Annotated in this window: 19 protein-coding genes; 3 read left to right on the forward strand and 16 right to left on the reverse strand. The window is 71.5% G+C overall.

Going from position 1 to position 20,163, the window contains the following annotated elements; translation table 11 throughout:
• Positions 1 to 2: 2 nt before the first annotated feature.
• The 15 genes from BLS99_RS20495 to proS all read right to left on the reverse strand — a co-directional run bounded on the left by BLS99_RS20495 (position 3) and on the right by proS (position 12,463).
• Positions 3 to 227, reverse strand: coding sequence for a hypothetical protein (locus tag BLS99_RS20495; RefSeq protein ID WP_091053598.1), 225 nt, complete (start codon positions 225 to 227; stop codon positions 3 to 5).
• On the reverse strand, positions 224 to 1,897 hold the full coding sequence (locus BLS99_RS20500) for a nitrite/sulfite reductase (RefSeq protein ID WP_091053599.1): 1,674 nt from the start codon (positions 1,895 to 1,897) through the stop codon (positions 224 to 226). The genes BLS99_RS20495 and BLS99_RS20500 overlap by 4 nt, the downstream gene beginning before the upstream one ends.
• A gap of 50 nt (positions 1,898 to 1,947) precedes the next feature.
• Complete coding sequence (locus tag BLS99_RS27815) at positions 1,948 to 2,049, reverse strand: putative leader peptide (RefSeq protein WP_408612230.1); 102 nt, start codon at positions 2,047 to 2,049, stop codon at positions 1,948 to 1,950.
• A 148-nt stretch (positions 2,050 to 2,197) separates the two neighbouring features.
• Positions 2,198 to 3,631 (reverse strand): choice-of-anchor A family protein, encoded by a 1,434-nt coding sequence (locus BLS99_RS20505; protein ID WP_091053600.1) that lies wholly within the window; start codon positions 3,629 to 3,631, stop codon positions 2,198 to 2,200.
• 106 nt (positions 3,632 to 3,737) lie between these two features.
• Positions 3,738 to 5,216 carry a sensor histidine kinase gene (locus BLS99_RS20510; protein WP_091053601.1) on the reverse strand — a complete coding sequence of 493 codons (1,479 nt, stop codon included), beginning with the start codon at positions 5,214 to 5,216 and terminating at the stop codon, positions 3,738 to 3,740.
• A gap of 57 nt (positions 5,217 to 5,273) precedes the next feature.
• Entirely contained in the window at positions 5,274 to 5,576 is a 303-nt protein-coding gene (locus BLS99_RS20515; protein ID WP_091053602.1) for a DUF2469 domain-containing protein, read from the reverse strand.
• 112 nt (positions 5,577 to 5,688) lie between these two features.
• The gene (locus BLS99_RS20520) at positions 5,689 to 6,315 is read right to left on the reverse strand and encodes a ribonuclease HII (protein WP_091053829.1); all 627 of its coding nucleotides are present in this window, start codon (positions 6,313 to 6,315) and stop codon (positions 5,689 to 5,691) included.
• Between the two features lie 26 nt (positions 6,316 to 6,341).
• Complete coding sequence (lepB, locus tag BLS99_RS20525) at positions 6,342 to 7,040, reverse strand: signal peptidase I (RefSeq protein ID WP_245712344.1); 699 nt, start codon at positions 7,038 to 7,040, stop codon at positions 6,342 to 6,344.
• Positions 7,037 to 8,290, reverse strand: a complete 1,254-nt coding sequence (lepB, locus tag BLS99_RS20530; protein WP_218126759.1) for a signal peptidase I — start codon at positions 8,288 to 8,290, stop codon at positions 7,037 to 7,039. The genes lepB (BLS99_RS20525) and lepB (BLS99_RS20530) overlap by 4 nt, the downstream gene beginning before the upstream one ends.
• Before the next feature lie 86 nt (positions 8,291 to 8,376).
• Positions 8,377 to 8,727, reverse strand: coding sequence for a 50S ribosomal protein L19 (rplS, locus tag BLS99_RS20535; RefSeq protein ID WP_091053604.1), 351 nt, complete (start codon positions 8,725 to 8,727; stop codon positions 8,377 to 8,379).
• Positions 8,728 to 8,815: 88 nt separating this feature from the next.
• The gene (gene trmD, locus BLS99_RS20540) at positions 8,816 to 9,601 is read right to left on the reverse strand and encodes a tRNA (guanosine(37)-N1)-methyltransferase TrmD (RefSeq protein ID WP_091053605.1); all 786 of its coding nucleotides are present in this window, start codon (positions 9,599 to 9,601) and stop codon (positions 8,816 to 8,818) included.
• Positions 9,601 to 10,098: a ribosome maturation factor RimM gene (gene rimM / locus BLS99_RS20545; protein ID WP_091053606.1), complete on the reverse strand. Its 498-nt coding sequence runs from the start codon at positions 10,096 to 10,098 to the stop codon at positions 9,601 to 9,603. The genes trmD and rimM overlap by 1 nt, the downstream gene beginning before the upstream one ends.
• 62 nt (positions 10,099 to 10,160) lie before the next feature.
• On the reverse strand, positions 10,161 to 10,391 hold the full coding sequence (locus tag BLS99_RS20550) for an RNA-binding protein (protein ID WP_026922808.1): 231 nt from the start codon (positions 10,389 to 10,391) through the stop codon (positions 10,161 to 10,163).
• A 3-nt stretch (positions 10,392 to 10,394) separates the two neighbouring features.
• Positions 10,395 to 10,895 (reverse strand): 30S ribosomal protein S16, encoded by a 501-nt coding sequence (rpsP, locus tag BLS99_RS20555; RefSeq protein ID WP_091053607.1) that lies wholly within the window; start codon positions 10,893 to 10,895, stop codon positions 10,395 to 10,397.
• A gap of 161 nt (positions 10,896 to 11,056) precedes the next feature.
• Positions 11,057 to 12,463, reverse strand: a complete 1,407-nt coding sequence (proS, locus tag BLS99_RS20560; RefSeq protein ID WP_091053608.1) for a proline--tRNA ligase — start codon at positions 12,461 to 12,463, stop codon at positions 11,057 to 11,059.
• Positions 12,464 to 12,617: 154 nt separating this feature from the next.
• Between proS and BLS99_RS20565 the strand changes: the two genes are divergently transcribed.
• The 3 genes from BLS99_RS20565 to BLS99_RS20575 all read left to right on the forward strand — a co-directional run bounded on the left by BLS99_RS20565 (position 12,618) and on the right by BLS99_RS20575 (position 16,977).
• Positions 12,618 to 15,011: an HAD-IC family P-type ATPase gene (locus BLS99_RS20565; protein ID WP_218126760.1), complete on the forward strand. Its 2,394-nt coding sequence runs from the start codon at positions 12,618 to 12,620 to the stop codon at positions 15,009 to 15,011.
• A 115-nt stretch (positions 15,012 to 15,126) separates the two neighbouring features.
• Positions 15,127 to 16,083 carry an ATP-binding cassette domain-containing protein gene (locus BLS99_RS20570; protein ID WP_091053610.1) on the forward strand — a complete coding sequence of 319 codons (957 nt, stop codon included), beginning with the start codon at positions 15,127 to 15,129 and terminating at the stop codon, positions 16,081 to 16,083.
• Between the two features lie 36 nt (positions 16,084 to 16,119).
• The gene (locus BLS99_RS20575) at positions 16,120 to 16,977 is read left to right on the forward strand and encodes an ABC transporter permease (protein ID WP_091053611.1); all 858 of its coding nucleotides are present in this window, start codon (positions 16,120 to 16,122) and stop codon (positions 16,975 to 16,977) included.
• A gap of 60 nt (positions 16,978 to 17,037) precedes the next feature.
• Here BLS99_RS20575 and BLS99_RS20580 read toward each other — a convergent pair whose 3' ends face one another.
• On the reverse strand, positions 17,038 to 20,019 hold the full coding sequence (locus BLS99_RS20580; RefSeq protein ID WP_176953461.1) for an ATP-binding protein: 2,982 nt from the start codon (positions 20,017 to 20,019) through the stop codon (positions 17,038 to 17,040).
• Positions 20,020 to 20,163 lie beyond the last annotated feature (144 nt).

The raw sequence follows: 20,163 nt of genomic DNA on the forward strand, positions 1-20,163 counted from the left end.
CTTCACTCCGATCGGGGTGTTCGCTCCGGCTGGGTGCCGGGGGTGGGGGGCGGCGCGTAGACCGGTGCGGCCGCCATCCCGTGGTATTTGACGGCGAAGACGCGGGTGCAGTCCGCGCAGTGCCATCCGCCCTTGATCTCGACGTCGCTGTCGGTCTCGGACACGTAGGGTCTGAGGTCTTCCTCCCCGCAGTACGGGCAGTGGTAGGGGACGACGCGGCCGCTCACTGGAGCTCGGTCTCGTCGGCGCGGTGCACCCACTGGGCGAAGGTCTCGCCTTCGGTGCGGCCGGAGAGGTAGCGGCGGGTGACGCGCTCGACGTAGTCGCCGAGGTCCTCGGAGGCGACCTTGAGGCCGCGGGACTTGCGGCCGAGGCTCGCCCCGGCGGCGTGGCCGCCGCCGAGGTGGACCTGGAAGCCCTCGACCTGGAGGCCGTCCTTGACCACGAGCTGGCCCTTGAGGCCGATGTCGGCGGTCTGGGTGCGGGCGCAGGCGTTGGGGCAGCCGTTGACGTGGATCGAGACGGGGGTGTCGAGTTCGGGGACGCGCTTCTCGAGTTCGGCGACGAGGTCGCGGGCGCGGTCCTTGGTGTCGACGATCGCGAGCTTGCAGAACTGGATCCCGGTGCAGGCCATGGTGGAGCGGCGCCACGGGGACGGGTGTGCCTCCAGGCCGATCGCGCGCAGGTCCTCGACGGCGTCGTCGACCTTGTCGCCGGGGATGTCCAGCAGCAGGAGCTTCTGGAGGGGCGTGGCGCGGACGCGGTCGGAGCCGTACTTCTCGGCGATGTCGGCGAGCTGGTCGAGCACGGTGCCGGAGACGCGGCCGGCGACGGGGGCGACGCCGATGAAGTAGTTGCCGTCGCTCTGCTTGTGGACGCCGATGTGGTCGAGGAGCTTCTCGGGGACCGGCGGCTGCTCCAGGTCGGGGAGCCTGCGGCCGAGGTAGGCGTCGGACTCCAGGACCTCGCGGAACTTCTCGGCGCCCCAGTCCTTGACGAGGAACTTCAGGCGGGCGCGGGTGCGCAGGCGCCGGTAGCCCCAGTCGCGGAAGATGCGGACCACGTTGACCCACACGTCGACGATGTCGTCCTGGGAGACCCACACGCCGAGGCGCTGGGCGAACATCGGGTTGGTGGAGAGGCCGCCGCCGACGTACAGGTCGAAGCCGGGGCCGTGCTCGGGGTGGTGCGCGCCGATGAGGGAGATGTCGTTGGTCTCGTACGGGCTGTCGGGGAGCCAGCCGATGGTCGACTTGAACTTGCGCGGCAGGTTCGAGAGGCTGCGGTCGCCGATGAACCGGTCGTAGATCTCCTGGATCTGCGGGGTGGCGTCGATGACCTCGTCGACGGCGACGCCGGCGACGGGCGAGCCGAGGATGACGCGCGGGCAGTCGCCGCACGCCTCCTGGGTGTCGAGGCCGACCGCTTCGAGGCGGCGCCAGATCTCGGGGACGTCCTCGACGCGGATCCAGTGGTACTGGACGTTCTCGCGGTCGGTGACGTCGGCGGTGTCGCGCCCGAACTCCTTGGAGATCCCGGCGACGGTGCGCAGCTGCGCGAGGTTGAGCTGGCCGCCGTCCATGCGCACGCGCATCATGAAGAACTTGTCGTCCAGCTCCTCCTCTTCGAGGACGCCGGTCTTGCCGCCGGCGATGCCGGGCTTGCGCTGCGTGTACAGGCCCCACCAGCGGAAACGGCCGCGGAGGTCCGCCGGGTCGATGGAGTCGAAGCCGCCGTGGGCGTAGATGGTCTCGATGCGCTGCCGCACGTTGAGCGGGTTGTCGTCCTTCTTGGACTGCTCGTTCTTGTTCAGCGGCTCCCGGTGGCCCATGGCCCACTGGCCTTGGCCTTTGGGGCGGGACGGTTTGCGCGTTGGCGTTGGCACGGTACTCCTCATCGCGGACACAGGTGTGGCGTGGAATTCGACGGCGAAAAGCCTGAAGCGAATTAAGCGCACATGAGACACATGGCGCTGTACACACGGCAGAGGTCGACGTGGCGGCGTGCCACCAGTCGGAGCCCGTGTGCGCGAGACATGCCAGCAAGCATGACACACGTTCCGGGTGCGCGCACCGCTCGTCCCGCTCCCTGGACAGCAGGTCACATGAAGGTGACACGCGTACGGCCGGGCCCGCGGTCGCGGGGCCCGGCCGTACCGGTGTGCGGGACGTTTGTTACGTGCCGTGCACGTCGCCGGTCACTCCTCGGCGGCGCGCCGGCTCGCGGCGAAGGCGGCGATGGCGCCGACCGCGGCGAGGGCCGCGCCGATGCCCAGCGGCAGGGCCAGGCGCTCGCCCGTGGCGGCGAGGCCGCCGGGGCCGCCGCCGTCGACGGGTGCGGCGGGCTCGGTGGTGGCGGCCGAACCGGACGGGCCGGTCGTCGTGGGGCCGCCGGAGGTGGGCTCGTCGCTGGTCGGCTTGTCAGTGGTCGGCCCGTCGGTGGTCGGACCGTCGGTCGTGGGCGAGTCCGTGGGCTCGTCCGTCGTCGGCTCGTCGGTCGTGGGGCCGTCCGTGGTGGCGTCGTCGGTGGTCGGGACGTCGGTGCTGTTGATCGGGACCGTGGAGGGGTCGACGTCCTCGCACTCGGGCAGGTCGCCCTCGAACGGGTAGGCGTGCACCTCCTGGCCGGAGCCGCCCTGACCGCTGGAGCCGTGGACGAGGTTCCCGGTGAGGTACATGCGCCCGTTCGTGCCGGACATGGTGACCTCGGTCGTGCTCGACTGCTCCCCGGCGAGCACCGAGCCCTGGAACTGGGTGGTGCCGCGCAGGTTCACCTCGGCGGCGTCGGGGAAGTTCCACAGCAGGCGCGGGCGGAACTCGGCCTGCGGTCCGGAGTTGACGTTCAGGGTCCGGGCGTCGCCGTACAGGTTGACGAGGATCGTGGCGCCCGCGGGGATGCCCGCAAAGCGCAGCGACTGCTGGCCGCCGGTGCCCGAGACCAGGTCGGCGTCGACGGCGAAGACCTGGAGCGCGGAGGTGCCGTCGCCGGTGAACACGGTCTCGAAGCCGGCGTTCACGACGGTGCCGGTGGTCGTGCGCCGCACGCCGTCCTCGGGGTAGGCGTAGCAGTGGCTCGCCTCGGACAGGTCGTCGCGCAGGTGCGTGTACTCGTCGATCGCGGCGGGGTCGAGGACCGCGTCGGGGTTCACCTCCCCGGTGGCGGTGCCGCCGACACGCACGACGCCCGCGTGGGCGCCCTCCTCGGCGAGGAGCCGCTGCTCAGTGGCGACGGTGAGGTCGCCGCCGGTGACGAGGTAGTCGGAGCCGTCCGGCGGGGGCACGCGCGAGCCGACGCCCGCGATGCCGACGTTGTAGACGGCGCCGCCGGAGGACTTGTTCTGGTCGAAGTCGCCGAGGACCACGTTGCGGCCCTCCGATTCCGCGGCCGAGCCGCGCACGTGGAAGTACCCGCCGACGAAGACGTTCACCGAGTCGTCGAAGCCGATGATCCCGCCGTTGTTGTTGTCGTCGGGGTACTCGTCCGGGCAGTCGGGGCCCGCGCAGGGGCCGAGGTCGCCGGGCAGCGGCGCCGCGAGGGCGCCGGGGAGGACGAGCGCGTACGCGGCGCCGGCGACCAAGACCGCGGCGGCGGCCACGGTGGCGCGCAGGGCGGCGGTTCGGGTCGCGGGCATGGCGTCCTCCGGTCCACAGCAGACGATACTGCGACTGTTGTAGCAGTTCCGGAGGGCGTTCCGGTGGAGAACGGCGCGCGATCCCGCTCCCGTGCGCCGGACGGGGTCACTGGAGCGCGAAGTCGACGACGGCCTCCGTGCCGCCCTCGGCGCGCGGGCGCATGTCGATCGTGCCGCGCAGCTCCCCGGTGACGAGCGTGTGGACGATCTGGAGCCCCAGCCGGGTGGAGTCGGCGATGCGGAAGCCCTCGGGCAGGCCCTTGCCGTGGTCGGAGACGGTGACGCGGAAGTGGTCGCCGTCGCGCTCGACGCCGATGACGACCTCGCCCTCCTGGCCGGGCGGGTAGGCGTGCTCGACCGCGTTCTGGATGAGCTCGTTGACGACCATGACCAGCGGGGTCGCGTACTCCGAAGGCAGGACCCCGAAAGTGCCCTCGCGGCGCAGCGTCACCTTGGACTCGGCCACGGAGACCTCGACGGCCATCGAGGCGACCCGGTCGACGATCTGGTCGAAGCCCACGGACTCGTCGCTCGACTGCGACAGCGTCTCGTGGACGAGCGCGATCGAGGCGACGCGGCGCACCGACTCCTCCAGCGACAACCGGGCCTGCGGGGAGCCGACGCGCCGGGCCTGGAGGCGCAGGAGCGCGGCCACGGTCTGGAGGTTGTTCTTGACGCGGTGGTGGATCTCGCGGATCGTCGCGTCCTTGGTCACCAGCTCGCGGTCGAGCCGGCGCACCTCGGTGATGTCGCGGACGAGCACGAGCGCGCCGGCGGCCTTGCCGCCCGGGCGCAGCGGCAGGGCGCGCATGAGGACCGTGGCGCCCTTCGCCTCGATCTCCTTGCGGCGCGGGGTGCCTCCGGCCAGCGCGTCGGCGATGCGGCGGGCCGCGTCGGCGCCGACGTCGGGGCTGGAGGGGAGGCTGCGGGTGAGCTCGGCGAGGTCGCGGTCGCGCAGGTGCCCGGTGACGCCCATGCGCCGGTAGGCGGAGAGGGCGTTCGGGGAGGCGTAGCGGACGAGGCCGTCGGCGCCGATGCGGACCAGGCCGTCGCCGATGCGCGGCGCGGTGGTCGGCTCGCCGGGCAGCAGCGGGGGCGGGAAGCCGCCGTCGGTGAGCATCTGCACCAGGTAGTCGGCAGTCTTGAGGTAGTTGAGCTCCAGGTGGGAGGGGCTGCGGGTGTCCGAGAGGTTGGTGTCGCGGGCGGCGACGGCGATGACCTGGCTGCGGTCGCGGCGGCGCACCGGGATGGCCTCGTGGCGGGCGGCGACGTCGCCGCGCCAGACCGGGTCGCCCTCGCGGAAGATCCGGCCCTCGGTGTAGGCGACGCTCAGGTGCTTCGCGTCCTCGCCCTCGAGGATGCGGCCGACCTGGTCCTCCTCGTAGGCGGTGGGACCGGTCGTGGGCCGGACCTGGGCGAGGCACACGTACCGGCCCGGGTGGTCCTTGACGGCGCCCCAGAGGAGGAAGTCGGCGAAGGAGAGGTCGGCGAGGAGCTGCCATTCGGCGACGAGCCGCTGGAGGTGGGCCGCGGAGTTCGACGTCAGGTCGGTGTGCGCGCTGATCACGTCACGGAGTGTGGACACCGGGCCAATGGTACCGGCGGGTCGGGCGGACCACCCCGTGCTCGGGCGCGGCCCCCGCTACGGAAGGGTCATGTCGGGCTTGTCGAGTTCTTCGACGTTGACGTCCTTGAACGTCAGGACGCGGACGTGCTTGACGAAGCGGGCGGGGCGGTACATGTCCCAGACCCACGCGTCGCTCATCTCGACCTCGAAGTAGGTCTCGGCCTCGGCTCCCCGCACGTGGACCTCCACCGCGTTGGCCAGGTAGAACCGCCGCTCGGTCTCGACGACGTAGGTGAACTGCCGCACGATGTCCCGGTACTCCCGGTACAGCTGCAGCTCCATGTCGGTCTCGTACTTCTCGAGGTCCTCGGCGCTCAACGCTCCTCCTTCTCATGCGACGGTAACCACGATAGTGCGCGCATGCCCCGCCGCGGACGCGGCTTGCCTTGCCCGCCCCGGATTCACGCCGGGCGGACCCGGTCCGCCCGGTTCAGACGGCTGCGGGTACTGCCGCGGCGGCGACGTTGGCGTACGAGAGCCGGTGCTGCTCGCACGGCCCCCAGCGGCGCAGCGCCGCCTCGTGCGCCGCCGTGCTGTATCCCTTGTGGACGGCGAACCCGTAATCGGGGTGCCCGCCGTCGAGTTCGGCCATGATGCGGTCCCGGGTCACCTTGGCGACCACGCCCGCCGCGGCCACGCAGGCGGCCGTGCGGTCGCCCTTGACGACCCCGAGGCTCCCGGGCAGGCCCGGGACCGGGAACCCGTCGGTGAGCGTGTAGCCGGGCCGCTCGGGCAGCCGCGCGACGGCCACCCGCATCCCTTCGAGGTTGCACACCGCGATCCCGCGCCGGTCGATCTCGCGCGGGCCGTAGCTGACGACCGAGACCAGGGCCCGGGAGCGGCGCAGCCGCTCGAAGACCCGCTCGCGCGCGGCCTCGGTGAGGAGCTTGGAGTCGTTCAGCTCCTCGAGTCGCGCGCTCGGCGGCAGGATCACCGCCGCGACCACGAGGGGCCCGGCGCACGCGCCGCGGCCGGCCTCGTCGGCGCCGGCGACCGGGCCGAGGCCCCGCCGGGCGAGCGCCGCCTCCAGCGCGTACAGGTCGCCGTCGCGCCGCATGCGGGAAGGGGTCGGCCGCAGCACGGTCAGGAGGGCTCCGGGACGTCGTCGAAGGTCTCGGGGACCGAGAACCAGGTGAAGTCGTTGAAGGGCCAGAACAGGACGAACGCCTTGCCGATGACGGCGTCGACCTCGATCGTGGACGCCTCGACGTTCCCGCCGGTGCGGATGAACCGCTCGCGCGAGTCGCCCGAGGCCGAGCGGTGGTCGCCCATGACCCACAGGCGGCCCTCGGGGACGATCACGTCGAACGGGTCCTGCGAGGGCTTGTCCTGCTCGCCGGTGAGCGGGTTGGTGAACAGGTACCCGTCCTCGTCGAGGGCGACCCCGTTGACGGTGATGCGCCCCTGGTCGTCGCAGCAGACGACGTGGTCGCCGCCGACGGCGATGACCCGCTTGATGAACTCGTCCTCCTCCATGACCGACCGCCACGACTCGGGCGCGGTGAAGACGATGATGTCGCCGCGCTCGGGTTCGGAGAAGTCGTAGACGAGCTTGTTGACGAGGACCCGGTCGTTGATCTGGAGGGTGTTCTCCATCGACCCCGAGGGGATGTAGTAGGTCTGGACGACCCAGGTCCGCACCACGATCGCCACCAGGATGGCGACGCCCAGGAGGATGGGGAGTTCCTTCCAGAACGACCCCTTCTTCTGGGGCTCCTGCTTGTCGGGGGTCTCCTCGGCGCCCTCGCCGTCGGCGCCGGGCGCCTGCCCTTCTTCGATCACGGTGCGAGTCTACGCGCTCGCGCTCCGGCGGCAGGGGCGGTGGTCGCGGTGGCGGGCAACGAAGGCGGTGGGTCCCACGAGGTGCCCTGCGCGGCGGGGAGGCCGTCGCCGGCGGTGCCCGAGGCCGACTGGCTCCCTTCGGATCCGGTGGTCCCGTCGAGCGCGTCGAAGGCGCCGGGGATCTCCAGTTCGGTGGCCCGGTCGGTGGGCCACACCAGGGCGATGGCGCGGCCGATGATGTTCTCGACCGGGACCGGGCCCTGGCAGCGGGAGTCCTTGGAGTTGCCCCGGTGGTCCCCCATCACCCACACCTCGCCCTCGGGGACGGTGACCTGGTCGAAGCGGCGCGAGTGGCAGGTGCCGGGCTCGGGTTCGACGGGCGCGTTGTCGTACACGTACTCGTCCTCGTGGAGCGCGACGCCGTTGACGACCACGTTCCCGTCGGCGTCGCAGCACATGACGGTGTCGCCGCCGACGGCGATGACGCGCTTGATGAAGTCCTTCTCGTCGGGCTCGGCGAGGCCGATGAGGTCGAGGACGGCGGTGGTGACGTCGGACAGGACCGAGTCGGAGCCGCCCGCGGGCCGGTACTCGGGGTCCCAGGAGTCGGTGCCGCGGAAGACCACGACCTCGCCGCGCTGGGGCGTGCGCATGGTGGTGGTGAGCTTGAGGACGAGGACCTTGTCGCCCTCCTGGAGGGTCTGCTCCATCGAGCCGGAGGGGATGTAGAAGGGCTGCACGGCGAACGTGCGCAGCAGGACCGCGGCGGAGAATGCCACGACCAGGAGCAGCGGCAGCTCGATCCACAGCGACAGGTACTGGCGCTTGTGGGGCTGCGAGAGGCGGCTCTCGGCCTCCTTCTTGGGCTTGTCGTCGGCGCCGCCTCGGGCGGGCTTCACCCGGTCGTGCGCGGCGCTCACCCGGTCGTGGGACGCGGCGACGCGGTCCCGGGCGCCGGTCGGGCCCTCGGAGAGCCTGCGGCGCTGGACGTCGGCGGGAGGGCGGCCGGCGACAGGGCTACCGGAAATGCGGCCACCGGACGTGCGGCCACCGGACGTGCGACCGCCTGAGTCGCGACCGCCGGAGTCGGGGATGCCGGGACCGCGGCCGCCGGCGACGGGGCCGTCGGGGAGGCGGCCGGGGCGCTTCGCGCCGGGGGGCGGCGGGGCGCCGGGCTCACCGGCACCGGGGAGTCGGCTCCATTCGATGCGGCGGGGGCCCTTCGCCCCGTCGGAGGAACCGGGACTCATGAGGTGAGGGTAGCGGAAAAGGGCGCGCAGCGAAAAACCCCGGGCGGATGCCCGGGGTCTGCGGAAGTCGCTGTCGCGGCGCGGCCCTAGAGCTCGCGGCGCTCCTTGATCTTCGTCGCGGCCTTGCCCTTGCGGTCGCGCAGGTAGTACAGCTTCGCGCGGCGGACCTTGCCTCGCATGGCGATCTCGATCGAGTCGACCATGGGGCCGTGGACCGGGAAGGTGCGCTCGACGCCGATGCCGTAGCTGATCTTGCGGACCGTGAAGGTCTCGCCCAGACCGCCGCCGTGGCGGCGGATCACGACACCCTGGAACACCTGGACACGGGACCGGTTGCCTTCCTGGATCCGGACGTTCACCTTGACGGTGTCGCCGGGACGGAAGTCCGGCACGTCGGCGCGCATGGAGGCGGCGTTCAGCTCATCCAGAATGTTCATTGGTTTCAACCCTCGTTGATGAAGAAGTTCGTGGCTCCGGACCGGGAGAGGTACCGCTTGAACGGGCGGGACGTCGCGGGGAACCGTCTTACTCTGCCACACCCTGCGAAGGCGCGGCGAACCCGGCTCCTTCGAGGAGGAGCCGGTCACGTTCATCGAGGCTACCCGCCTCCAGCCGCGCCAGCAAATCCGGGCGGGCCGCCGCGGTGCGCAGGAGCGCCTGCTCACGCCGCCACCGGTCGACCTTCCCGTGGTCGCCCGACAGGAGCACCGGCGGGATCTCCAGGCCGCGCCACTCGGCGGGCCGCGTGTACGCGGGGGCCTCCAGGAGGCCGGCGTTGTGCGACTCGTCGTCGAGCGAGGCGGCGTTGCCGAGGACGCCCGGCACGAGCCGGGCCACGGCCTCGACGATCGCCAGGACCGCGACCTCGCCGCCGAAGAGCACGTAGTCGCCGATGGAGACCTCGGTGACCTCCATCGCCTGGGACGCGTGGTCGACCACGCGCTGGTCGATGCCCTCGTAGCGGCCGCACGCGAACATGAGCCACGGCTCGGCCGCGAGCTCGTGCGCCATCGCCTGGGTGAAGGGCCGCCCGGCCGGGCTGGTGACGAGCAGGCGCGGCTTCTCCTCGCCGGGACCCTGCCGTTGGAAGACCAGTTCGTCGAGGCATTCGCCCCACGGCTGAGGCTTCATGACCATGCCGGCCCCGCCGCCCGCGGGGGCGCCGTCCACCGAGTGGTGGACGTCGTGGGTCCAGCGGCGGAGGTCGTGCACGTCGAGGTCGATGAGGCCCCGCTGGCGGGCGCGCCCGATGAGCGAGAGGTCCAGGGGCGAGAGGTACTCGGGGAAGACGGTGACGACGTCGATCTTCACTACAGCTCCAGCAGGCCCGGGGGCAGGTCGACGGTGATGACCTCGGCCTCGAAGTCGATCTCGGTGACCATCTCGGCCACGAACGGGATGCGCGCGGGGTGGGTGCCCTGGCGCCGGACCACGAGGGTCTCGTGGCCCGCGCCGTGCTCGACGCGGGCGACGGTGCCGATCGCGGTGCCGTCGGCGTCCACGACCGCCAGACCCTCCAGGTCGTCGTCGCGGAACTCGTCGTCGCCGAGGTCGTCCTCGTCGACGTCGACCGACAGGAGCACGCCGCGCAGGAGTTCGGCCTCGGTGCGGCCGGGCACGCCGTCGAAGCCGACCATCGGCCGGCCCTGGTGCCAGCGCACCGTGAGGGCCTTGAGCGGCCCGTTCTTCGTGGCGTACACGACGCCGGGCTGGAACCGGGCCTCGGGATCGTCGGTGCGGACCTCGACGATCAGCTCGCCGCGCAGCCCGTGGGGGCGCACGATCCGGCCGACCACGACCTCTGCCATTGCGTTCCTCTCCTTGCAGCACGACAGCCCCGAGGCGGACCTCGGGGCTGTCGCATCAGGACTCAGTAGGAATCGACGACCTCGACGCGGATGCCGCGCCCGCCGATCGAGCCGATGACCTGCCGCAGCGCGTTGACGGTGCGGCCGCCGCGGCCGATCACCGTGCCCAGGTCGTCCGGGTTGACCCGGACTTCCAGGCGCTTGCCGCGACGCGAGTCGACCAGACGGACACGGACATCGTCAGGGTGATCGACGATGCCTTTCACAAGGTGTTCAAGCGCTGGTCGCAGCACGGTCTACTCCCCTTTTTCGTCGGAAGCCTCAGTGGCCTCCGCCTTGACCTCTTCAGTCTTAGCGGACTCGTCGGCCTTCTCGGCGGACTTCTTCGACTTCGTCGCGGGCTTCGTGTCGGCGGCCTTGACGGCGTCGTCCGAGACGTAGGCCTTCGACGGGTCGATACCGGACTCCTTGAGGGCCGCCACGTACAGCGACTCCTTCTCCGGCTTGGGCTCGGCGGTCTTCAGCGGGCCCGGCTCGGGCAGGCCCTTGAAGCGCTGCCAGTCGCCGGTCTTGCGGAGGATCGCCTTGACCTGGTCGGTCGGCTGGGCGCCCACGGAGAGCCAGTGCTGGACGCGGTCGGACTTGACCTCGATCCGGGACGGGTTCTCCTTCGGGTGGTAGATCCCGACGTTCTCAATGACCTTGCCGTCGCGCTTGACCCGCGAGTCGGCGATGACGATGCGGTACTGGGGAGTACGGATCTTCCCCATACGCGTGAGGCGAATCTTCACTGCCACGTTCTTGTTACTCCTGTAATAAGGATCACGCAGCACGCCCGCTGTCCAGGGGAATCACTCCGGATCGCGGTCGCGCTGAAACCTGGCTTTGCGTCACGGTTGTTGAGAGGGCACCCGTCCCAAAGCTCATGTACAGCGACCGAGTCTAGCCTACGGACGGATCAGTACGACCGCGCCAGGTAGGCGATGAGACCGGGTTCATCCAGCGAGTCCGGTACGGAGCCGTCCTCGCGTTGCAGGACCCGCACGGTGACCGAGGATTCGGCGGCCCTGCGCTCCCCTTCGACGCCGCAGGCGTCCCACGGGAGGCGGGCGTACCCCGTCTGGGCGGCCTCGACGGCCTCCTCGACGGTGGCCGCGTCGGCGGTGTGCGACTCCCGGAACTCCAGGGCCTCGTTCCACAGCTGGTCCTGGGCGCCCTGGAGCGCGGCGGCGACGGCCTCGGCGAGCATCCCGAGCGGGACGGTCTCCTTGGTGCCGGCGACGCGCGAGACCACGGTGGCCTCGCCGTTCTTGAGGTCGCGGGGGCCGATCTCGATGCGGACCGGGTAGCCCTTGAGCTCGGCGTCGACGGCGCGGCGGCCGAAGGCCACGTCGCCGCGGTGGTCGAGCTTGACGCGCAGGCCGTCGCCCTTGAGCTCGTCGTGGACCTTGCGCGCGGCGGTCTGGACCTCGTCGGTGTCCTTGACGACCATGACGCAGACCTGGACGGGCGCGAGGTTCGGGGGCACGCGCAGCCCCGCGTCGTCGCCGTGGCCCATGATGAGCCCGCCGATCATGCGGGTCGAGGTGCCCCAGGAGGTGGTCCAGCCGTGGGCCTGCTTGCCGTCCTTGCCCTGGAACTGGATGTCGAACGCCTTGGCGAAGTTCTGGCCCAGCTCATGGGAGGTGCCCATCTGGAGGGCCTTGCCGTCGCGCATGAGCGACTCGACCGCGAACGTGTTCAGGGCCCCGGCGAAGCGCTCGGCCTCGGTCTTGATGCCGCGCAGCACCGGCAGCGCGAGCACGTTCTCCATGAAGTCGGCGTAGACCTCGTGGAGGATGCGCAGCGTGAACGCGTGCGCGTCCTCATAGGACTCGTGGACGGTGTGCCCCTCCTGCCACAGGAACTCCGAGGAGCGCAGGAACAGGCGGGTGCGCAGCTCGTAGCGCATGACGTTGCACCACTGGTTGAGCAGCAGGGGCAGGTCGCGGTACGAGTTGACCCACTTCGCCATGTACTCGCCGATGACGGTCTCGGAGGTGGGCCGGATCGCCAGCTTCTCCTCGAGCTCCTTGCCGCCGCCGTGGGTGACCATCCACAGCTCGGGGGCGAAGCCCTCGACGTGGTCGGCCTCGCGGGTGAAGTACGACTCGGGGATGAGCAGGGGGAACGACGCGTTCTCGGTCCCGGTGTCCTTGATGCGGGCGTCCATCTCGGCCGTCATGCGCTCCCACAGGGAGAACCCGGACGGTCGGATCACCTGCGAGCCGCGCGCCGGCCCGTTCTCGGCCAGCTGGGCCTTGGCGATGACGTCCTGGTACCAGCGAGGGAAGTCCTCGCCCTGCGGTGTGAGTACATTGGCCATAATCAGGGATTCTACGGGCCGGGCCCCGCGGCGCCGCAATCGGATGAGGGCGCGGAGGCGCCGGTCGCCCTCCACATTTCGGCCGAGGGGCATTCGCACCGTCTCGGTCCTTCGGCGGTGATACAGGACGGCGAGAGTCGCATAAGCTGTCGACGTGACAACACCCATGCTGGCAGGCGACCGCGGCCTGACGGCCGCCGAGGTCGCCGAGCGCGTCGAGGCCGGAGCGGTGAACGAGGCCAAGCGCCGCACGAGCCGCCCGTTCTCCGCCATCCTGCGCGCCAACCTGTTCACCCCGCTCAACGCCGTCATCGGCATCCTGGCCGTCATCGCCGTGACCTTCGGCGGCTGGAAGCAGGGCCTGTTCGCGGGGGTCATCATCGCGAACATCCTCATCGGCACCATCCAGGAGCTGCGCGCCAAGCGCACCCTCGACAAGCTCTCGCTCATGAACCAGGCCAACGCCAAGGTGCTGCGCGACGGCGAGGTCCAGGAGGTCCCGCCCGACCGCATCGTCAAGGACGACCTCGTGTTCGTCGAACCCGGCGACCGCGTCGTCGTCGACGGCCCCGTGGTGGAGTCCCGGAACCTGGAGATCGACGAGTCGCTGCTGACCGGCGAGGCCGACCCCGTGGCGAAGGCCCCCGGGGACGAAGTGCGCTCCGGCTCCTTCGCCGTCGCCGGCACCGGCCTGTTCCGGGCCGAGCACATCGGCGCGGACTCCTACGCCGCCAAGCTCGTCGAGGAGGCCAGCAAGTTCACGCTGGCCCGCTCCGAGCTGCGCGAGGGCATCAACCGGTTCATCAAGCTCATCAACTGGCTCATCGTGCCGATCGCGATCCTGCTCATCGTCAGCCAGGCCGCGGACGCCCAGAACTGGCGCGAGATCATCGTCTCCACCGTCGCCGGGATCGTGCCGATGATCCCCGAGGGCCTGGTGCTGCTCACCTCCGTCGCGTTCGCCGTCGGCGTGGTCCGCCTCGGTGCCCGCAAGTGCCTCGTGCAGGAGCTCCCCGCGATCGAGGGCCTGGCCCGCACCGACGTGCTGTGCCTGGACAAGACCGGGACCCTCACCGAGGGCGGCATGGACGTCGACGAGATCCGCCCCATCAACGGCACCGCGGCCGACGCCGCCTTCGAGGCGCTCGCCGCCCTCGCCGCCGCCGACGACAGCCCCAACCCGACCATGCAGGCCGTCGCCGCGCACCTCCAGGAGAAAGAGGTCGCCGACCCGCGCTGGCGCGTCATCGACGTCATGCCGTTCTCCTCCGCGCGCAAGTGGAGCGGCACCCGCTTCACCGACCACGGCACCTGGCTCCTCGGCGCCCCCGACGTCCTCCTCGACAGCGCTCCTGACGGCACCGGCGACCCGGTCGCCATGGACGCCGACGTCCTCGCCGCCCAGGGCCTGCGGGTCCTCGCGCTCGTCACCGCCGAGTCTGCCTCCACCACCGGCGGGGTGACCGGCGTCAAGGCCCAGGCCCTCGTCATCCTGCGCCAGCGCCTGCGCTCCACCGCGGCCGCGACCCTCGCCTACTTCAAGGAGCAGGGCGTCGCCGTCAAGATCATCTCCGGGGACTCCCCCGCCGCCGTGGGCGCGGTCGCCGCGCAGCTCGGCGTCGAGGGCGCCGCGGACACCGTGGACGCCCGGCGCCTGCCCGAGGACCCCGAGGAGCTCGCGGACCTGCTGGAGCGGGCCACGATCTTCGGGCGCGTCAAGCCGCACCAGAAGCAGGCGTTCGTCAAGGCGCTCCAGTCGCGCGGGCACACCGTGGCGATGACCGGCGACGGCGTCAACGACGTCCTCGCGCTCAAGGACGCCGACCTCGGCATCGCGATGGGCTCGGGCTCGGCCGCGGCGCGGTCGGTGGCGCAGGTCGTGCTCCTGGACGACGAGTTCGCGACGCTCCCGCACGTGGTCGCCGAGGGCCGCCGGGTCCTGGGCAACATCGGGCGGGTCTCGAACCTGTTCCTCACCAAGACCGTGTACGCGATCGCGCTGGCGCTGTTCATCGCCGTGGGCGCCTCGATCGCGTGGTTCGCGGGCAACGACCCGCTGCCGTACCCGTTCCTGCCGATCCACCAGTCGCTCATCAACGCGTTCACGATCGGCATCCCGGCGTTCTTCCTCGCGCTGGCCCCGACGTTCGACCGGGCCCGGCCCGGGTTCGTCAAGCGGGTCCTCAAGTTCGCGATCCCCGCGGGGATCTGCTGCGCGGTGCCGACGTTCGCGGTGTACCTGGCGGCGCTGGCGCACGACGGCTACGACTCGGCGCTGCCGCAGACGACGGCGGCGATCACGCTGTTCAGCCTGGCGCTGGCGGCGCTGGCGATCGTGGCGAAGCCGTACACGTGGTGGAAGGGCCTGCTGGTCGGCGTGTGCGCGGGCGCGTTCGTGCTGGTGCTGGCGGTGCCGCCGTTCGCGCGGTTCTACGAGCTGGAGTTGCCGGGGGTGTGGAACACCACTGCGGCGGCGATCGCGGTCGGCTGCGGTGTGGCGGCGCTGCTGTTCTGGCTGGTCGTGCGGCCCAAGCACCTGCGGGACTGACGCGGGAAGAAGCGAATCGGGGCCCCGCTACACGGGATGTAGCGGGGCCCCGGCGCCTCTGGCGGGGCGTGTAGCGCCTCTGGAGTGAAGGCAGTAATTCACTCAGGAGGCCGACATGGCAAGCGAGACCGCGATCCGGGCCGAAGGGCTCGTCAAGCACTTCAAGGAGATCAAGGCCGTCGACGGCGTGGACCTGGAGGTCCCGGCGGGGACGGTGTACGGGGTGCTCGGGCCGAACGGCGCGGGCAAGACCACGACCGTGCGGATGCTGGCCACCCTGCTGCGTCCGGACGCGGGCACCGCCACGGTGTTCGGGAACGACATCGTCGCCGACCCCTCGGCGGTGCGCACCCAGGTGAGCCTGACGGGCCAGTACGCGTCGCTGGACGAGGACCTGACGGGCGCGGAGAACCTGGTCCTGCTGTCGCGGCTGTACGGGTTCGGGAAGCCCGCGGCGCGCTCGCGCGCCGAGAACTTGCTGGAGGCGTTCGGGCTCACGTACGCGGCCGGGAAGCAGGTGAAGAGCTACTCGGGCGGGATGCGCCGCCGCCTCGACATCGCCGCGTCGATCATCATCACGCCGAAGCTGCTGTTCCTGGACGAGCCGACGACGGGCCTGGACCCGCGCAGCCGCAACCAGGTGTGGGAGGTCATCCGGACGATCGTCGGCGAGGGCACCACGGTGCTGCTGACGACCCAGTACCTGGAGGAGGCCGACCAGCTCGCGAGCCGCATCGCGGTCATCGACACCGGGAAGGTCATCGCCGAGGGCACGCCGGGGCAGCTGAAGTCCTCGGTGGGCGCGGGCTCGATCAAGCTGCGGCTGCACCACACCGACCAGCGCGACCACGCGCGGACCGTCCTCAGCGGGGCGCTGAACGCCGAGGTCGAGCTCGACGACGACCCCGTGGCGCTCACCGCGCGGCTGCTGCCCGGGCAGGACAACGCCGTGCAGGGCGCGCACGCGCTGAGCGAGCTGGCGAAGGCCGGCATCCTCGTCGACGACTTCTCGCTCGGCCAGCCGAGCCTGGACGAGGTCTTCCTCGCCCTCACCGAGCGCGTCGACGCCTAGTCAGTGGACTGAGAGAGATAAGAGGAAGAACCCATCATGGCTTTCACCGAGACCAAGACGAGTACCGATCAGGACGCGCCGGCGCCCGTTGAGAAGGAACGGCTCCGCAAGCTGCTGAACCAGGGCGAGCGCCCGGCGCCGCCGAGCGCGTTCGCGTCGGCGCGGGCCTTCGCGTGGCGCTCGATGCTGAAGATCAAGCACGTGCCCGAGCAGCTGGGCGACATCCTGGTCTTCCCGATCATCATGCTGCTCATGTTCACCTACCTGTTCGGCGGCGCCATCGCCGGCGGCACGGGCGACTACCTGCAGTTCCTGCTGCCGGGCATCATGGTCATGAGCATCGTGATGACGACGATCTACACCGGCATGTCGGTGAACATCGACATCAACAAGGGCGTGTCGGACCGGTTCCGGACGCTGCCGATCTGGCGGGCCGCGCCGATGGTCGGGTACCTGCTGGCCGACATGTTCCGGTACGCGGCGGCCGGGGCGATCATGTTCGGGACCGGCATGGTCATGGGCTACCGGCCCGAGGGCGGCGCGGTCGGCGTGCTGCTGGGCGTGGGGCTTCTGCTGGTGTTCTGCTTCGCGTTCTCGTGGGTGTGGACCTGGCTGGGGCTCATCACGCGGTCGGAGAAGACCGTCATGTCGATCTCGATGTCGATCATGTTCCCGCTGACGTTCCTGTCGAACATCATGGTCGACCCCTCGACGATGCCGGGCTGGCTCCAGCCGGTCGTGGAGAACACGCCGATCAGCCAGCTGGTCGACGGCGTGCGGGGCCTGTTCGACGGGACGTCCCCGTCGGAGGGGATCCTGACGACCCTCATCTGGTCGGCCGGCTTCATCGCGGTGTTCGGGTTCCTGACGCTCAGGGCCTACAACCGCAAGTGAGACTCGATTCAACACCCGGCGGGGCCGGGCGGACCACCTGGTCCGCCCGGCCTCTTCGCGTCACAGGTCCCATTTCGGGGCGCCGGGTCCGGGCCGGTAGGCGCAGGAGGAGCCGGTGGCGACGGCCTCCCGCAGGTGCGCGCCGAGCGCGGGGTGGCCGTCCTCGATCTTCTTGAGGGTGTTGCGGATGCGGTTGGTGACGGACTTGCGGGCCCGCTCGTGGTTGTCGCCGAGGCGCCGGGCCCGGCCGCCGAGCCCGGTGGCGGCCTTCAGGTGCTCGATGAGGGCCTGGCGCTCGGTGTCGAGGGCGGCGGCGCGGGCGTCGTCGCCGACCGCGGCGGCGGTGTCGATCTGCTCGTCGAGGGCTTCCAGGTGCTCGCGGAAGCGGGCGCGGGCGGCGGCGTCGAGGACGTCGTCGCCGCCGAGCCGCGCGTCGGCGGCCACGGACTCCGCGGGGTCGAGGAGGTCGGCGGCGGCGATGTCCTCGCCCGGGTGCGAGAGCAGTTCGTGCAGGTCGGCGAGGCCCTTCGCGTGCGGCAGGTGCAGGACGTCGCCCTCGAACGCGAGGGTCCAGGTCGCGCCGTCGCGGCGGAACACGTCGCCGGAGGCGGGCGGGTCCTTCGGGGCGGCGAGGGCGGCGAGCCCGGCGCGGGCGGCGTCGGCCCAGGGCCGCGCTTCGAGCCGGTCGGCCTGCTCGACGGCGGCCGTGAAGTGCGCGGCGGCGCGGTCGTCCTCGCCGAGGGCCGCCGCGAGGGTGCCGAGCCAGTGGCTGATCGGCCCGCTGATGCTGTTGCCCCACATGGCGACCAGCCATTCGCCTTCGTGCGGGGCGAGCCGGTCGTAGAGGTCGCGGGCGAGGTCGGTGTCGCCGTCGGCGACGGCCAGTTCCGCCTCGAAGCGGAGCATGAGGGACTCCCAGGAGCCGAAGAGGTCGTCGGCGGCGAGGAGCCGTTCGCGGATGCGGCGGGCCCGGCCGGTCTCGCCGCGGCGCAGCGCGACGAGGCCGGTGAGCAGTTCGGCGTGGTTGGCGCCGTAGGAGCCGTGCGGCAGGGACTCGTCGGTGGACGGGAGCTCGCCTCGGGCGATCGTGAGCTCCCAGCGCAGGTGCCCGACGAGGTCGAGGTGCGCCCGCTCGCCGTCCATGAGCCGGGCGGCCTCGTCGATGCGCGCCTCGGCGCTGTCGTAGCGGCCCTGGACGATGTCGACGATGGCGCGGTCGACGTTCGAGCCGCCGACCCAGTGGCCGGCGTCGGCGACGTCGGCGAGCGCGCAGAACTCGGCGAGCTGCGCGAGGAACGCGGGGTCGCCCTGTTCGAGGAGCACGACCCAGCGCAGGGAGGAGGCGAGGAGGCGCATCTCCTCGTCGCCGGTGCGCCGCGTGATGTCGGCGAGCTCCTCGACGACCCGCTGGCGGTGCGCGGCGGTGCCGGGGCCCCAGCTGGAGGCGTGGGTGGCCCACAGGCCGAAGGAGATCTCCTCGTCGTCGCCGGATTCGCGGGCGGCGATCATGAAGCGGTACAGCAGCTGGCGGCTCAGCGCCTCGTGCTCCAGGCCCGGGTCGGGGGCCTCGCCGGCGAGCCCTTCGTAGGCGAGGGCCTTGAGCCGCATGAGTTCGGGGACGTTCTCGGTCTGCGGGGCGTCCATCGCGGCGCGCGCCAGCAGCATCGGGTCGCCGTGGTCCTCGGCCTCGTGGAGGGCGAGCGCGAAGATCCCGCGGGCCTCGTCCTCGCGTTTGAGCCAGCGCACGGCGTCGGCGAGCTGGATCCGCAGCAGGACCCGCTTGCGGACCATCGCGGGGGTGCAGCGCTCGACGGCGCGGCGGTAGTACCGCTCGGAGCCGGCGATGCTCATGCACGCGGTGGACTTGGCGCCGGCGCGGGCGATGAGGTCGACGGCGGTCTCGGGGTCGAGGTCGTCCCCGGCGACCCACGCGTGGTGGGCGATCTCGGTGATGAGCATGTGCTTCTTGAGGGACTCGTCGGCCTGGAGGGCGCGCACGACGCAGCCGTGGTGGTGGGCGGCCTCGGCGGGGTCCATCGAGTTGTAGAGGGTCTCGCGGACGAGGTCGTGGACGAAGACGTACCGGTCGCGCTCGCGGCGGATGAGCCGGGTCTGGCAGGCGGTGTCGAGGGCGGACTCGATGCGGAACAGTTCGAGGCCGGACGCCTGGGCCATGACGCCGGCGTGGAACTCGCGGCCGCCGACCGAGGCGAGGGTGAGCATGCGCAGGATGGGTGCGGGGAGCTGGTCGAGGCGGCGGCGCAGGGCGTCGCGCATGCCGGCGCTGGTGGCGTCGACGGGCTGGCCGGAGGCCCACAGGAGCGCGGACTGCTCGACGAAGAACGGGTTCCCGCCGGTGCGGCGGGTGATCTCGGCCACCGTGTCGGGGTCGGGGGCGGCGCCCGCGGTGGCCGCGACGAGCGCGGCGACGCCGTCCTCGGTGAGGCCGTCGAGCCCGACCATGGCGGCCTTGGAGACGAGCTGGAGCATGCGGCCGCGGAGGCGGTGCCCGGGGTCGATCTCGGAGTCGCGGTAGGTGCCGACGAACAGGACGCGTTCGAAGAAGGTGTGCTGGCAGGCGAACTTGAGCAGTTCGATGCTCGCGGTGTCGGAGAAGTGGAGGTCGTCGAGGACGACGAGGAGGGGCCGGACCCGGGAGGCGGCGATGAGGAGCTGGGTGACGGCGTCGTGGAGTTCGAAGTCGACGGGCCGGGAGCCGTCGCCCTCGCCGAGGAACACGTCGATGGCGGGGGCGGGGCGCAGCGCGCGCCACGCCTCGTCGCCGAGGCGCCCGCGCAGGGAGCGCAGGACCTGGATCCAGAGCCAGTTGTCGGGGACGGCCTCGGACTCCCAGGAGGTGGCGAAGGCGACGAGCAGGTCGTCGCGGCGTCCGGCCGCGGCCTCGGTGACGAGGGCGGTCTTGCCGATGCCGGCCTCGCCCACGACGAGGACCAGGCCGCCGTGGCTGGCCGCGGTGCGGTCGACGGCCGCGCGCAGCGCGGAGGCGGGGTGGTCGCGTCCGATGAGCAGCGTGTCAGTCACCCGCCAAGTGTGAACGAAGGGTCCGACGCCCGCCACCGGGTTCGGCCGGGACTGTCGGGTTTCGGACGATGGGGTTTACCGGCGATCGTGCTGCTCAGGGCGGTCCCATCGGCGAGGATGTCGGTATTTGCCCGGTGGATTCCG

The sequence above is a fragment of the Glycomyces sambucus genome (assembly GCF_900102815.1).
GTDB classification, from domain to species: domain Bacteria; phylum Actinomycetota; class Actinomycetes; order Mycobacteriales; family Micromonosporaceae; genus Glycomyces; species Glycomyces sambucus.